The sequence below is a fragment of the Neorhizobium sp. AL 9.2.2 genome (assembly GCF_013317225.1).
Classification (GTDB): domain Bacteria; phylum Pseudomonadota; class Alphaproteobacteria; order Rhizobiales; family Rhizobiaceae; genus Neorhizobium; species Neorhizobium soli.
Window position 1 is genome coordinate 779,879 of the sequence record NZ_JAALXU010000003.1, and the last position, 14,572, is coordinate 794,450.

The 14,572-nt window shown below is 60.3% G+C and carries 12 protein-coding genes; 6 read left to right on the forward strand and 6 right to left on the reverse strand.

Features of this window, described 5'->3' with window-relative positions; genetic code table 11:
* The first annotated feature begins 59 nt into the window (after positions 1–59).
* Positions 60–3,830, forward strand: a complete 3,771-nt coding sequence (gene metH / locus G6K99_RS10475) for a methionine synthase (protein WP_174196492.1) — start codon at positions 60–62, stop codon at positions 3,828–3,830.
* A 126-nt stretch (positions 3,831–3,956) separates the two neighbouring features.
* Here the strand turns inward: metH and G6K99_RS10480 are convergent, their stop codons facing one another.
* The 4 genes from G6K99_RS10480 to G6K99_RS10495 form a co-directional block, all read right to left on the reverse strand.
* Positions 3,957–5,018, reverse strand: coding sequence for an ABC transporter ATP-binding protein (locus G6K99_RS10480; RefSeq protein WP_174196493.1), 1,062 nt, complete (start codon positions 5,016–5,018; stop codon positions 3,957–3,959).
* 27 nt (positions 5,019–5,045) lie between these two features.
* Positions 5,046–5,834, reverse strand: a complete 789-nt coding sequence (locus G6K99_RS10485; protein WP_174196494.1) for an ABC transporter permease — start codon at positions 5,832–5,834, stop codon at positions 5,046–5,048.
* Between the two features lie 11 nt (positions 5,835–5,845).
* Complete coding sequence (locus tag G6K99_RS10490; RefSeq protein ID WP_174196495.1) at positions 5,846–6,721, reverse strand: ABC transporter permease subunit; 876 nt, start codon at positions 6,719–6,721, stop codon at positions 5,846–5,848.
* Positions 6,722–6,801: 80 nt separating this feature from the next.
* Entirely contained in the window at positions 6,802–7,905 is a 1,104-nt protein-coding gene (locus G6K99_RS10495; protein ID WP_062581155.1) for an ABC transporter substrate-binding protein, read from the reverse strand.
* A 667-nt stretch (positions 7,906–8,572) separates the two neighbouring features.
* Here G6K99_RS10495 and G6K99_RS10500 point away from each other — a divergent pair.
* Both G6K99_RS10500 and G6K99_RS10505 read left to right on the forward strand, forming a co-directional pair.
* Positions 8,573–10,072 carry an amino acid permease gene (locus G6K99_RS10500; RefSeq protein ID WP_062456074.1) on the forward strand — a complete coding sequence of 500 codons (1,500 nt, stop codon included), beginning with the start codon at positions 8,573–8,575 and terminating at the stop codon, positions 10,070–10,072.
* A gap of 215 nt (positions 10,073–10,287) precedes the next feature.
* The gene (locus G6K99_RS10505) at positions 10,288–11,004 is read left to right on the forward strand and encodes a ParA family protein (protein WP_062456077.1); all 717 of its coding nucleotides are present in this window, start codon (positions 10,288–10,290) and stop codon (positions 11,002–11,004) included.
* A gap of 78 nt (positions 11,005–11,082) precedes the next feature.
* Here the strand turns inward: G6K99_RS10505 and G6K99_RS10510 are convergent, their stop codons facing one another.
* Positions 11,083–12,501 carry a L,D-transpeptidase family protein gene (locus tag G6K99_RS10510; RefSeq protein ID WP_174196496.1) on the reverse strand — a complete coding sequence of 473 codons (1,419 nt, stop codon included), beginning with the start codon at positions 12,499–12,501 and terminating at the stop codon, positions 11,083–11,085.
* A 182-nt stretch (positions 12,502–12,683) separates the two neighbouring features.
* Between G6K99_RS10510 and G6K99_RS10515 the strand changes: the two genes are divergently transcribed.
* The 3 genes from G6K99_RS10515 to G6K99_RS10525 all read left to right on the forward strand — a co-directional run bounded on the left by G6K99_RS10515 (position 12,684) and on the right by G6K99_RS10525 (position 14,351).
* Positions 12,684–13,517, forward strand: coding sequence for a DUF4432 family protein (locus G6K99_RS10515; protein WP_174196497.1), 834 nt, complete (start codon positions 12,684–12,686; stop codon positions 13,515–13,517).
* A gap of 74 nt (positions 13,518–13,591) precedes the next feature.
* Complete coding sequence (locus G6K99_RS10520) at positions 13,592–13,930, forward strand: TIGR01244 family sulfur transferase (protein ID WP_174196498.1); 339 nt, start codon at positions 13,592–13,594, stop codon at positions 13,928–13,930.
* Positions 13,931–14,009: 79 nt separating this feature from the next.
* Entirely contained in the window at positions 14,010–14,351 is a 342-nt protein-coding gene (locus G6K99_RS10525) for a RidA family protein (RefSeq protein WP_174196499.1), read from the forward strand.
* Between the two features lie 77 nt (positions 14,352–14,428).
* Here the strand turns inward: G6K99_RS10525 and G6K99_RS23410 are convergent, their stop codons facing one another.
* Positions 14,429–14,551: a hypothetical protein gene (locus G6K99_RS23410; RefSeq protein ID WP_256413794.1), complete on the reverse strand. Its 123-nt coding sequence runs from the start codon at positions 14,549–14,551 to the stop codon at positions 14,429–14,431.
* Positions 14,552–14,572 lie beyond the last annotated feature (21 nt).

The window sequence follows — 14,572 nt, forward strand, 5'->3', positions numbered from 1 at the left end:
TATAAACGCATCTTTATATGATTATGAATACCGTTTGATGCTGTTCAGGAGTGTGTCCCTTGTTTGATGAACTCTTCGGTCCCGAAGGCGATCGCCGCGACGGTGCGGAAATCCTTGCAGCGCTAAAGGCCGCCGCACGCGAACGCATTCTCGTGATAGATGGCGCCATGGGCACCCAGATCCAGGGGCTCGGCTTCAACGAAGACCATTTTCGTGGAGAACGCTTTATCGGTTGCGCCTGTCACCAGCAGGGCAACAACGACCTTCTGATTCTCTCGCAGCCCCAGGCGATCGAGGATATCCACTATCGTTACGCCAAGGCCGGCGCCGATATTCTCGAAACCAACACGTTTTCCTCTACCCGTATCGCCCAGGCGGATTACGAGATGGAAGGCGCTGTCTACGATCTCAACCGCGATGGGGCACGGCTTGCCCGCCGCGCCGCGATCCGCGCCGAAAAGGAAGACGGCCGCCGCCGTTTCGTGGCCGGCGCCATCGGCCCGACCAACCGGACGGCCTCGATTTCCCCCGATGTCAACAATCCGGGCTACCGCGCTGTCTCTTTCGACGACCTGCGGATTGCCTATGGCGAGCAGATCGACGGTCTGATCGACGGCGGTGCCGATATCATCCTGATCGAGACGATCTTCGATACGCTCAACGCCAAGGCCGCGATCTTTGCCTGTGAGGAGCGCTTCGAGGCAAAGGGCATTCGCCTGCCGGTCATGATATCGGGCACGATCACCGACCTTTCCGGACGCACGCTGTCCGGCCAGACGCCGTCTGCGTTCTGGAACTCTGTGCGCCATTCGAACCCGTTCACGATCGGCCTCAACTGCGCGCTCGGGGCAGATGCGATGCGTCCGCACCTGCAGGAACTGTCGGGCGTTTCCGACACGTTCATCTGCGCCTATCCTAATGCCGGCCTGCCCAACGAGTTTGGCCAGTATGACGAGACGCCTGAGATGATGGCGAAGCAGGTCGAGGAATTCGCCCGCGAAGGTCTGGTCAACGTCGTCGGCGGCTGCTGCGGCTCGACGCCGGAGCATATCCGCGCGATTGCCGAAGCCGTCTCCAAGCACAAGCCGCGTGAGATCCCGGAGCATTCGCCGTTCATGTCGCTGTCGGGCCTCGAGCCCTTCACGCTGACCAAGGACATTCCGTTCGTGAATGTCGGCGAACGCACCAACGTCACCGGTTCGGCCAAATTCCGCAAGCTGATCACCGCCGGCGATTATGCGGCAGCGCTGGTTGTTGCCCGCGACCAGGTCGAGAACGGCGCGCAGGTCATCGACATCAACATGGACGAGGGCCTGATCGATTCGGGCCAGGCGATGATCGAGTTTCTCAACCTGATCGCCGCCGAGCCGGATATCGCGCGCGTTCCCGTCATGATCGACAGCTCGAAGTTCGAGATCATCGAAGGTGGACTGAAATGCGTTCAGGGCAAGCCGATCGTCAACTCGATCTCGCTCAAGGAAGGCGAGGAAAAGTTCCTGGCGCATGCCAAGCTGATCCGCAATTACGGCGCAGCCGTCGTGGTCATGGCGTTCGACGAGACGGGGCAGGCGGATACCTATGACCGAAAGGTCGAGATCTGCAGCCGCGCCTACAAGATCCTGACCGAGCAGGCAGGCTTTCCGCCTGAGGATATCATCTTCGATCCGAACGTGTTTGCGGTGGCGACCGGGATCGAGGAACACAACAATTACGGCGTCGATTTCATCGAGGCGACGCGCACCATCCGCGAGCGCATGCCGCTGGTGCATATTTCCGGCGGCGTTTCGAACCTCTCCTTCTCGTTCCGCGGCAACGAGCCGGTGCGCGAGGCGATGCATGCCGTGTTCCTCTACCACGCCATCCAGGCGGGTATGGACATGGGCATCGTCAATGCCGGCCAGCTGGCGATCTACGAGAACATAGATCCGGAACTGCGCGATGCCTGCGAGGACGTGGTGCTGAACCGCCGCGCCGACGGGACCGAGCGGCTTCTGGAAGTGGCCGAAAAATATCGCGGCGGCCCCGGCAAGGAAGCAAGGGTGCAGGATCTGGCCTGGCGCGAACGCTCGGTCGAAGAGCGGCTGTCGCATGCTCTGGTCAACGGCATCACCGAATTTATCGATGCCGATACGGAAGAGGCCCGGCTGCAAGCTGCGCGGCCGCTGCATGTCATCGAGGGGCCGCTGATGGCCGGCATGAATGTGGTCGGCGATCTGTTCGGCTCGGGCAAAATGTTCCTGCCGCAGGTGGTGAAATCCGCCCGCGTGATGAAACAGGCGGTTGCGGTGCTGTTGCCTTACATGGAAGAGGAAAAGCGCCTCAACGGCGGCGACCAGCGCAAGACTGCCGGCAAGATCCTGATGGCGACCGTCAAGGGCGACGTCCACGATATCGGCAAGAACATCGTCGGCGTCGTGCTCGCCTGCAACAATTACGAGATCGTCGATCTCGGCGTGATGGTGCCGGCGACGAAGATCCTCGAAACGGCAATTGCCGAGCAGGTCGATATCATTGGCCTGTCGGGCCTGATCACGCCGTCGCTCGATGAAATGGTGCATGTGGCAGCCGAAATGGAGAGGCAGGGTTTCAACGTGCCGCTGCTCATCGGCGGTGCCACGACCAGCCGGGTGCACACGGCCGTCAAGATCCATCCGCGCTATGAGCGGGGCCAGGCCGTCTATGTCACGGATGCTTCGCGCGCCGTCGGCGTCGTCTCGGCACTTCTGTCGCCGGACGCGAAGGATGGCTATGTCGAGACGATCCGCGGCGAATATGCGAAGGTCGCAGCGGCGCATGCCCGTTCTGAAGCGGACAAGAAGCGGCTGCCGATCGAGCGCGCCCGTGCCAATGCCGAGAAGGTCGACTGGACATCCTACGATCCGAAGCCACCGCAGTTCTTCGGCACGAAAGTGTTCGAAGGCTACGATCTGGCGGAACTCGCGACCTATATCGACTGGACGCCGTTTTTCCAGACCTGGGAACTGAAGGGTCGCTATCCGGCCATTCTCGAGGACGAAAAGCAGGGCGAGGCCGCGCGTCATCTGTTTGCGGATGCGCAGGCGATGCTGGAGAAAATCATTGCGGAGAAGTGGTTCCGGCCTCAGGCGGTGATCGGCTTCTGGCCGGCCAACGCTGTTGGCGACGACATCAAGCTGTACACCGACGAGACGCGCAGCACGGAGCTCGAGACGCTTTTCACGCTGCGCCAGCAGCTTTCCAAGCGTGACGGACGGCCGAATGTGGCGCTGTCGGATTTCGTGGCACCGGTTTCGAGCGGCAAGGCCGATTATGTCGGCGGCTTCGTGGTGACAGCCGGTATCGAGGAAGTGGCGATTGCCGAACGGTTCGAGCGGGCGAACGACGATTACTCGTCGATCCTGGTCAAGGCGCTCGCCGACCGGTTTGCGGAAGCGTTTGCCGAACGCATGCACCAGCGCGTGCGCCAGGAGTACTGGGGCTATGCGCCGGATGAGACGCTCACGAGCGACGAGTTGATCCACGAGCAATATGCCGGCATTCGTCCGGCGCCCGGCTATCCGGCGCAACCCGACCATACGGAAAAGGAAACGCTGTTCAGGCTGCTCGATGCCACCAAGGCGACAGGCGTGACGCTGACCGAAAGCTATGCGATGTGGCCGGGATCATCCGTCTCGGGCTTCTATATCGGCCATCCCGCCAGCTACTATTTCGGCGTTGCCAAGGTGGAACGGGACCAGGTCGAGGATTATGCATCCCGCAAGGGCATGGCCATCGAGGAAGTCGAACGCTGGCTCGGCCCGGTGCTGAACTATATCCCGACCAATGTGACCGCGGTCGAGGATGCCGCTTAGGCGGTCTGCCGCCATGTTCACAGATTGAATCAAGAAGCCGGCAAGTTGAATCACTTGCCGGCTTCTTCTGTTTGATATTGCTGTATTGTTAGCGATCGAGCATTTTCCGATCGCGGCGCGCTGCGCCTATTCCTTGACCACCAGCAGGTCGCTTGCGGCAAAGCGCAGGGTCACGGTTTCGCCGGGCTGCGGCAGGACCTTGTCCGGTGCGTTGAACATGTCGAACGAGATCTGGTTGCCGCCCACGGTAAACCTGGTGCGCACGACGGACCCTAAGAAATGCGTCGAGACGACGGTGCCGGTCAAAGCCGTATCGCCCGTGGCGCTCTCAGACAGCGAGCCAGCTTCGGGGCGCAGCGCGATCGAAACGGTGTCGCCCTGGTTCAAGGCGCCGATCGGTTCGCGCAGCGTGATGATGTTGTCGCCGATGCGGATGGTGTTGGCGGCCGGATCGACGACGATCGCATCGATGATGTTGAGCGTGCCGACAAACGATGCGACGAAGCGGGTGGCCGGGCGGTTGTAGATCTCCGACGGCGTGCCGATCTGGTCGGCGCGACCGGCGTTCATGACGACGATCCGATCCGAGATGGACAGTGCTTCTTCCTGATCGTGGGTGACGAAGACCGTGGTGATGCCGAGCTTCATCTGGATCTGGCGGATCTCCTCACGCAGGGATACGCGGATCTTTGCGTCGAGCGCCGACAGCGGTTCATCCAGCAGCAGGACCTGCGGTTTCGGCGCGAGCGCACGCGCCAGCGCGACGCGTTGCTGCTGGCCGCCGGACATCTGGTACGGGTAACGGTCGGCTAGATGTTCGAGGCCGATCAGCTTCAGCATTTCCTTCACGCGGGCGTCGATATCCGCCTTCGACATGCCAGCGACCTTGAGGCCGAAGGCGACGTTGTCGAACACGCTCATGTTGGGAAACAGGGCATAGGCCTGGAACACCATGCCGATATTGCGCTGGCTGGTTTTCAGGCCCGACTGGTTGCGGCCGTTGATGAAGATCGTGCCGTCGCTCGGGTTCTCGAACCCGGCGATCATCCTCAGAACCGTGGTCTTGCCGCAACCGGACGGTCCGAGAAAGGAGACAAATTCCCCTTTCTCGATCGCCATATGGAAGTCCTTGACGACCTGCGTCTGGCCGAAGCTTTTCTTGATACCGTCGAGAACGAGAAACGACATGAGGTGAAAATCCTTGAGGCGCAGTCCCTAAGCCCGGGAGGGTGCCATCTTGCTGAAACGGGAAACGAGCTGGAGCAGGCCCATCGAAAGCCAGGTGATTGCAAAGGCGATCACGGCGAGCGCCGAAGGCTCATAGGCCTTATTGGCGCCCACGAGCTGGAGATAGGGACCGAATGCGGGTCGGTTGAGGAGGGCGGCCATGGTGAACTCGCCCATCACGATCGCGAAGGTGATGAAGGCGCCCGACAGCACGCCCGACATCACGTTCGGGAAGATGCAGCGAAACAGGATCGTCGGCCATTTGGCGCCAAGGATTTCCGCCGCTTCCGTGAGGGTTCGAACGTCGATGGTGCGCATCGCCGTATCGACCGAGCGATACATGTAGGGCAGCGACAGGGTGATGTAGGACATGACCAGAAGCACGTTGGTGCCGAAGGTCGAACCGGTGAACGGGATGTAGGACGACGAATTGTAGAGCCTGAGATATCCGAAGACGATGACGATCGCCGGGATGACCAGCGGCATCAACGTGATGAACTCCATCACCGGTCGCATCTGGGGGACGCGCAGCCTGACCCAGTAGGCCGTCGGCACGATCAGCAGCATGCCGAAGATGATGGTGAGCAGCGCCATCAGCATGGAGAAGCCGAAGGTTGCCCGGAAGGCGGCATCCGAAAACACCGAGTCGTAGGCATCGAACGAGTATTCGCCGCGCCGCATGCGCAACGAGAATTCAAACGTGCCGAGCAGCGGCACGAAAAAGTAGATGACGCCGACGGCGATGGCGAGCCAGGCGAAGAATTTTGTCATCTTCATCTCGCGCATCCTCACTTCTGCCAGCGTTCGGCGCGCATGCGCAGCCAGATGTACAAGACGTTGGACACGCCTGTGATGACGATCATGCCGAGTGCCAGCGCATAGCCGAGGTTCGGATTGTGCAGCACGTCGCCGCGGATCTGCGCATAAAGCAGGATCGGTACGATGTTGAGCGAGGAGCCGGTCAGCGCATAGGCCGTCGCGATCGCGCCGAAGGCGTTGGCGAACAGAAGCAGGCTGGTGCCGAGGAGGCTTGGCCACAGGATCGGCATCGCCACCATGCGCCAATATTGCCAGGTGGAGGCACCGAGGATCTCGGAGGCTTCACGCCACTCCTTCTTCAGACCGTCGAGTGCCGGGGTGAGGATCAGCACCATCAGCGGGATCTGGAAGAACATGTAGGTGAGGGTCAAGCCCACGAAGGAGAGGAGATTGAAGCCGGTCGAATAGAGATTGAAGCCAAACCAGTCGCGCATGAAGACGGTCACGAGCCCTGTGCGGCCGAGCGTGGCGATAAAGGCGAAGGCGAGGGGCACGCCGGCAAAGTTCGAGGCGACACCGGAGAAAGTCAGGAGGCTCGATCGGATCCAGGACGGCAGGCCACCAAGAACGATTGCCCAGGCGAGCGCAAAGCCGATGATCGCGCCACCGAGCGATGAGGCGAAGGAGACCTTGATCGAGATCCAGTAGGCCGAAAGGATTGTCGGCGTGAACAGGTCTGCGATATTCTTGAAGGTGAACGTTCCCTCGGGCGTGAAGAAGGCGCCGACGACGAGATAGAAAGTCGGGACGATCAGAAACATCAACGCGAAGATCATGAACGGCGCGACGCCGAGCCAATCGACGACGGTACGGCGGTCGATGAAGGACGATGATGCGGTGGACATGAATCCAGTGTTTCTGTCGGAGGAGGAAAAAGGCCTCCCCGCGCCCATGAAAGCGGAGCGGGAAGGCCGTCTAGGCTAGATTACTTGACGTTGGCGCCGACCACGGAATCCCACTTCGTGGTGATCGCGGTCTTGCCGGCAGCCTGCTCTTCGAGTGTCGGGAATACGGCCTTCTCATAGGACGCGGCCGGCGGCAGGGCGTCGAGCAGTGCCTTCGGGATCTTGTTGTTCTTGGCAAGATCGTTGAACCGGATCGGGTGGCAATAGCCCTTCAGCCAACCGAGCTGACCTTCGTCGGAATAGAGGTATTCCATCCACAGCTTGGCAGCGTTCGGATGCGGTGCGAAAGCGGAGATCGCCTGCACATAGACGCCCGCGACGACGCCCGACTGCGGAACGACGACTTCGTAAGGCGGGTTGCCCTTCAGGCTTTCGCCCCAGGACAGAGCGTTGTAGTCCCAGGCGATGATGATCGGGGTGGAGCCCTGTGCGAACGGGGCAGCCTTGCCGATGACCGGAACGAAGTTGCCGGCCTTGTTGAGTTCTGCGAAGAACTTCAGGCCTTCTTCGCCAGCCTTGGCGGCATCGCCCTTAGCGGCGGAGAGACCGGCAGCATAGACGCCCTGGACAGCCTGGTTGGCAGAGCGCGGGTCGCCGGCGAGTGCGACGGCGTTCGCGTAGTCGGACTTCAGAAGATCCTTCCAGTCCTTCGGCGATTCCTTGACGAGATCCTTGTTCACCATGAACGCGAGAACGCCGTAATAGTCGCCGTACCAGTAGCCTTCAGCATCCTTGGCTTCGGCCGGGATCGAGTCCCAGGTGGAAACCTTGTAAGGCTGGATCAGGCCTTCGGCCTTGGCGGACGGGCCGAAGGACAGACCAACGTCGATCACGTCAGGAGCCTGCGGGCCCTTGTTGCCCTTGTTGGCCTTGATGGCTTCGATTTCGTCGCCCGAGCTCGCGTCCGGGTTCAGTTCGTTGACTTCGATTCCGTACTTTGCCTTGAAGCCGGCGATCACGTCGCCGTAGCCGCACCAGCTGTGGGGCAGGGCGATGGTGGTCAGCGCGCCTTCCTTCTTGGCGGCGGCGATCAGTTCCGCGCTCGGCTCGGCTGCTGCAAGGCTGGTGGAAGCGATGAGGACTGCTGTCGTCAGAGACAGCAGACGATGGGCGTTCTTGAGCACGGGTGTCCTCCTGGGGTTGAGCGTCTCGGCGCGACTCGTAGAGCCATTGTGTGTATCGTATGTGACAGCGCGCATTCCAAGCGCATGCTAGAAATCAGGCCTGTATTTCAGGAATTTAGAAGATATCCCTCACCAATTGAATCCGTTTGTCCGGAGGGAACTGCGCTCGGACACGGCAATCGTGTTTGCCCTGTCATCACTGGTCAATCCTGCCGGTCATACGAAAGCCGTTCCCTCCGGTCTGCGCCGGTTTGTGACAGGATTAACATTCGTTTCCAGGACCGAGTCAACGGGGCCTATGGAGGAGATTTGAGATTACCGTTGACGACGCGGCGGAAGTGAAGAATTCTCGTCGTGGTTAATGCGTGTTCATACTTCACGAAATCGCTTCAAGACCGATGTCGGCGGGATCAAAGGACAGTCATCGCGTCCGGCACTGACTTCACGACCTAGACTATGAACGAGTTTATTCGAAACGAAGCCGCCTACGGTCGAGGCAGGCTTTCGACGGGCCGGTGTGGGAACTCTCCAGCCGGTTTACTGAGAGACCAGGGGAACAGCCAGAGCTGCGGGATACCGACACCGACAAAAGCGGGCGGATCCGGAATGGACGGGGACGGCGGGCCGGACGGCCTCGCTGCCTATTTCTTTGATCAGGAGAGAAGGCATGGAAAGTTCATCAGCGGGCGTCAGCTACAAGAAGGCGGATGCTGCCTATTTCGAAAAGCGCGGGCTTTCGCGCTATGCAGGGGTCTGGTCGCTTTGGGCGCTCGGCGTCGGCGCCGTCATCTCAGGGCATTTCTCGGGCTGGAATTTCGGTTTCGCGACCGGCGGATGGGGAGGGATGCTGGTTGCCGGCATCATCATCGCCGTCATGTATCTCGGCCTGACGTTCTCGATCGCCGAGATGAGCCCGGCGCTGCCGCACACGGGTGCTGCCTATTCCTTTGCGCGAACGGCGATGGGACCCTGGGGCGGCTTCATTACAGGGCTCTGCGAGAACGTCGAATACGTGCTCACGCCCGCCGTCATCGTTACCTTCATTACGGCCTATGTGAATTCGATCCTCGGCCTCGATCCCGTCTACTCGCCGATCCTGTGGATCCTGTTCTACATCATCTTCCTAGCGCTCAACGTGTTCGGCCTCGAACTGTCGTTCAAGGTGACGCTGGTCATCACGATCGTTTCGCTGGCGGTGCTGGTGTTCTTCTGGGTCAGCGCCATCCCCAACATGGACTTTTCCCGCTGGGCGCTGAACATCGGCGTCGGACCTGATGGTGCAGCGATCGAACTGCCTGAAGGCAATGGCGACTGGTTCCCGTTCGGGATCACAGGCGTGCTTGCAACGCTCCCCTTCGCGGTCTGGCTGTTCCTTGCCATCGAACAGTTGCCGCTGGCGGCAGAAGAATCGGTCGATCCGAAGCGTGACATGCCGAAGGGCATCATCCTCGGCATGATGACGCTGATGCTGTCGGCCTTCATGATAGTGCTCCTCAATCCCTCTCTGCCGGGTGTCGGCGCCTTTCATCTGAGTACGGCGCTGGAGCCGCTTCTCGACGGGTTCAAGTCCGTTTATGGCGACGGCGGCGTCGTTATCCTCGGTCTGGTGGCGCTGACGGGTCTGATCGCCAGCTTCCATACGATCCTCTATGCACAGGGTCGCCAGATCTACTCGCTCTCACGGGCCGGCTATTTCCCGACGGCGCTCTCGGTCACGCATCCGACCTACAAGACGCCCTACGTCGCGATGCTGGCTGGAGCGCTGGTCGGTCTTGCCGTGATGCTGGTCATCTGGTTCTCGCTCGGTGCGGAAGCAGGCGGCAGCGCCATCGGCAGCGTGTTGCTCAACATGGCGGTGTTCGGCGCGATGTTCTCCTACATCATGCAGGCGATCTCGTTCATCATCCTGCGCAAAAAACTGCCCAATATCGAGCGGCCGTTCCGGTCTCCACTGGGCATCCCGGGTGCCGTCCTGACGATCGTCATCGCAGTGGTGACGCTTCTCTATCAGGTTCAGGATCCCAACTTCTTCAAGGGCGTCGTCTGGGTGGTGATCTGGTTTGCAGTCGCGATCGCCTATTTCGCGCTTGTTGGCCGCCATCGTCTGATCCTTTCGCCGGAAGAAGAGTTCGCGATGGAGCACAAGCAGGCGGCGGCGCTGGTCTGATCCCTAGACATCCGTGATCAACACGTGGCCCGCGATCGCTTCGCGGGCCACATTTGCGTTCTCAGCCTTTTTAGGTCGGCATGCTGAAATGTGACAGGCAATATGCGTTAACCCTTAATTTACGTCTCGTTAACCAAGTTCATGAAGAATACGTTAACTGCGCATGAAGCGGCGTGGTGGTGAGCGATGCGGCTCTATTTCATCAAGGACCGAGAATGCCCGTAATTTCATTTGCCAATGCCAAGGGCGGTGCCGGCAAGACGACTGCAGCCCTGCTGCTTGCCACGGAACTCGCCCACCAGGGATTTCGCATCACGATCATCGATGCCGATCCGCAGAAGTGGATCAGCCAGTGGTGCGAGATCTCTGGCCCCGTGCCCAACCTCTCGGTGATCTCAGAAGTCACGACGGCGTCGCTTCCATGCCACCTGCGCGAGATGGCATCTTCGACCGACTACTTCATCATCGATCTTGCCGGCGCGCGAGACGCGCTGGTAACCACTGCAATCGGGCTTTCCAACCACGTCATCATCCCGGTCCAGGGCTCGGCGATGGATGCGAAGGGCGCAGCACAGATTCTCGATCTGCTCGCGCAGATGAAGGACAAGGCCAAGCTCGACATTCCCCATTCCGTCGTCCTTACCCGTGTCACCTCGATGGTAACGACGCGAGCCATGCTGGCGATCAAGGGGTTGCTGGCGGCCAAGGGCGTCAATGTGCTGGAGACGTCGATCGGCGAACGGGTCGCGTTCAAGGAATTGTTCGAGACCGGCGGAACCCTGCACACGCTCGACGCGACAAAGGTCAGCAATGTCGACAAGGCAAAAGACAATGCGCGCAGTTTCGCTCAGGAAGTGATGCGCATGATGCCTGTCCGCGTCGTGCGCTCGATGGGATCGAAACTGTTTCCGTTTCGCCGCAACGCCGCCTGAAGCCAATTCAACGTAGCCATAAAAAAAGCCTCTCCGGTTTGCCGGAGAGGCTTTTTGCGTTGTAAAGTCTGGCAAAACCTACTCGAGGAATTCGACGGTCGTGCCGGGCTTGACCATCTTGGCAAGTTCCGTCGCATCCCAATTGGTGAGGCGCACGCAGCCGTGGCTGTTGGTCTTGCCGATCTTGGAAGGCTCCGGCGTGCCGTGAATGCCGTAGGTGGGTTTCGACAAGGCGATCCAGACCGTGCCCACCGGGCCGTTCGGACCCGGAGGGATCTGCAGGATCTGGGTGTTGTTGCCCTGTGTGAAGTTGATCTTCGGATTGTAGGTGTAGCCCGGATCGAGCGCGATGCGCTGGACCGTATGGTTGCCCGACGGCGATGGCGTATCGCTCGAACCGATCGTGGCCGGATAAGCCGAAATCAGCACACCGTCTTCACCGTAGGCGAAGACCTGCTTGCGATACTTGTCGGCAACGATCCGCGTCACCTGTCCGGTCTTCGGCGTGCCGGGGTTGATCACCTTGATGGTCATGCCGGGAATGGTGAAGTCGACGTTCGGGTTGAGCGACTTCAGGTAGTTCTCATCCATGTGGAACTGCTCGGCGAGCTTTTCGGTCACGGATGTGTAGGACATCGCCGGCAGAGTGGCCTTGTGAGCGTAGTCTTCCGGGATAGACGCAACATATGGTCCGGCAGCGTCCGCGGCCGTGATCGTATAATCGATGATCGGCAGGCCGCCCGAATAGGTCAGGCGCTGCATGATGTCTTCGGAATTGTTCGGATCAAGCGTCTCGCCGGTCATTTCCTGCCAGGCGGCGATCGCCTTGTTGACGTTGTCGCCAAGATGGCCGTCGATCACACCGGGCGAGATGCCCTCGCGGTCAAGAAACACCTGGAGTGCGGCGATCTCGGCCTGCGGCTTCTTGGTGACGGTGATGACCGGTTTGGCATCATGCTGCGGTGCCGGAAGCTGCGAGCCCGCATTCGGGTCGATCGAGGCTTCTTCGGGCTCGGAATAGTTCTCGTCGATGCCGGGAAGTGCATCGTTGGTAAGAGGCTCGCGGGTAATCGAACCGGGGCCGGCAATCGACCCGGTCACGGCACCCGGTTCTTCGCCGGGACGATACTGGCGGTAATCCTGATATCCGCCCTGGTCTTGCGGATACTGATCCTGCGGCTGATAGACGGTGTCGCGACGGTTGCGGTAGCCACTCGGCGCCGGCGGATATTCCGCCTGCTGGGGGCGGTAGGCATCCTGGCGCGTTTCGGTCGCAACGATGTTTCCGCGGCGATCGAGATAGACGCGGCGGCCCATACCGTCGCGGCTGATCACCACGTCGCGCGGATCCGGCATGTAGTCGAGTATGGCGCCATCAGGTGCCACGAGGGTCGTCTGCTGCTGATAGCGATATCCGCTCTGAGCCTGCGCCGACGATGGCCCGAAGGCTGCTGATATTGCCATTAGGCTGATACTTGCGAGAATGAGACGCTTCACGTTTCCACCGAAAGAAATTATTCCGTCTACGGTAAGCGGGGAAATGCGCATATGGTTCCCGACTCCGTATCTGGTGCCATAGACAACGTAATTTCGACTTTACCGTGAGAAAAGTGAATTCGTTATGAACCGATGGTTAAATTCGATCACGATCCGGCGAGAGGCGCCGTGAGGGAGGTTTTATGAAAGCGTTTTCAGCAGGAAACGGGCCGAAGCTCACTCTGGACGAGGGATCGGTGCTGGATATCGGCGCGTGTTTCGTCGGCGGCGTCGACATCGCGCCCGGCCGGGCCATTCCTGACGATGGCGATCCGCGAATCGACCATTCGCTGGAAGGGTTTTTGTTTACCTGCGGTCCCGACCACATCCGTCATCCCGAACCCATACCCGGTCGTCCCGATGGCGCGAGATTTCCGCTGCACGGCTCCTACTCGTCGCACCCGGCCGAGATCGTATTCTGGGATATGCAGGAGGATGCCGAATGCCGGGCGCGCATCGCGGTTCTAACCGCCGAGGGCGGATCGGTGCTTCTGGAGCGCCACTGGCGGATTGATGGCGCAACGGGTGAAGTCTGCCTGTCCGACAGGGTGACGAATACCGGCACGAAAGCCATCGCCCGGGTGCATATGTACCATATGAATATCGGGGCCTGGCTGCTGGACGACAACGTCAGTCTTTCGAGCGCGATGTTCGAGCAAAAAGAGATGCCCTGGAATTTCGGGCCCGAGCCAGGGAGCGTGTTCTGCGTGCCGGCAGCGGGCGGCGATCCCTGGGCGGAACTGGCACTGGGACCGATCGCGGCGCTCGGTGGTCTCACGCTCAAAGTGCGCTTTAAGAGCGACACGCTTCCATACCTGCAGATGTGGCGCAACCAGAAGCAGCCGGCGCATGTGCTGGGGATCGAGCCGGTCTCGCACCGGCTGGCCACCCGCGGCGAACTGGAGGCGTCAGGCGAGCTGAAATGGCTTCAACCCGGCGAAAGCGTCGACTACGGCCTGCGCTTCGTGTTTGCGTAAAAGGCCGCTTGGCGATTGACGCTCCCCGGGGTGCATCGTAAAGCTTGCCCCCTATCGAGAATGGAGGCTCTGCCATGGATATCCGCGAGATCAACGACGAATACTCGGTCTCAGGCCAGATCACGGTCGAAGACCTCGACCAGATCAAGGCGCTCGGCTTCAAGTCCATCGTCTGCAACCGCCCCGACGAGGAAGAGCCCGGCCAGCCGGACTTTGCCGAGATCGAGGCACGCGCGAAGGAGCTCGGTCTCGACATCCGCCATATCCCCGTCGGTCGTATGGGCCTGACACCGGAAGGCGTGACCGAGATGCTCGACGTGCTCGAAGATTTCCCCAAGCCGCTGCTCGGCTATTGCCGCTCGGGCGCCCGCTCGACGGCTATCTACGAACAGAGCTCGCGCCTGCGCGGCTGATCGGTTTCAAACCTTTCCCACGCAGGGTCGCGGCTTGCCACGCCCTGCATTTCCGAAGCTCAGCATTCAGGAGCATTTTATGAGCATTAAGCGTATCGAGCCCGGCGCCCGCATGAGCGGCGCCGTCGTCCACGGCAACACCGTCTATCTGGCCGGCCAGGTTGGCGAAGGCGACAGCGTTACCGAACAGTGCAAGGACGCGCTCGCCGAAGTCGATCGTCTGCTTGCCGCTGCCGGTTCCGACAAGTCGAAGATCCTGCAGACCCTGATCTATCTCTCCGACATCGCGGATTTCGCCGAAATGAACGCAGCCTGGGAAGCATGGGTCGATCCGGCCAATACACCAGCCCGCGCCACCAGCGAAGCCAAGCTTGCTGCACCTAAGTACAAGGTCGAATTCATCGTTACCGCGGCGATCTGATCATTCAGTTCGTGTGACCATGAAAAAAGGGGGCCGGTGAAAACCGGCCCCCTTTTTGTGTCGATTATCCCTTGGGATCACGGCTCGCCCGGCGTCATGCCGATGAAGTAGTAAGCCGCGAGTGCGAGACCGATAAAAAAGATGACGGCGACGAAGGTCGTCATGCCGCCCAGTGCTTTGCGTTTTGTGTCATTTGCCATGCGCCATCAACGGCATGGCCG

Excerpts from the sequence above, each read along its gene's own strand:
- G6K99_RS10490 (WP_174196495.1), bottom strand. The coding sequence starts at position 6,721 with ATGTCCACCGCATCATCGTCCTTCATCGACCGCCGTACCGTCGTCGAT.
- G6K99_RS10515 (WP_174196497.1), top strand. The coding sequence starts at position 12,684 with ATGAAAGCGTTTTCAGCAGGAAACGGGCCGAAGCTCACTCTGGACGAG.
- G6K99_RS23410 (WP_256413794.1), bottom strand. The coding sequence starts at position 14,551 with ATGGCAAATGACACAAAACGCAAAGCACTGGGCGGCATGACGACCTTC.
- G6K99_RS10505 (WP_062456077.1), top strand. The coding sequence starts at position 10,288 with ATGCCCGTAATTTCATTTGCCAATGCCAAGGGCGGTGCCGGCAAGACG.
- G6K99_RS10485 (WP_174196494.1), bottom strand. The coding sequence starts at position 5,834 with ATGAAGATGACAAAATTCTTCGCCTGGCTCGCCATCGCCGTCGGCGTC.
- G6K99_RS10525 (WP_174196499.1), top strand. The coding sequence starts at position 14,010 with ATGAGCATTAAGCGTATCGAGCCCGGCGCCCGCATGAGCGGCGCCGTC.
- G6K99_RS10520 (WP_174196498.1), top strand. The coding sequence starts at position 13,592 with ATGGATATCCGCGAGATCAACGACGAATACTCGGTCTCAGGCCAGATC.
- G6K99_RS10500 (WP_062456074.1), top strand. The coding sequence starts at position 8,573 with ATGGAAAGTTCATCAGCGGGCGTCAGCTACAAGAAGGCGGATGCTGCC.
- G6K99_RS10480 (WP_174196493.1), bottom strand. The coding sequence starts at position 5,018 with ATGTCGTTTCTCGTTCTCGACGGTATCAAGAAAAGCTTCGGCCAGACG.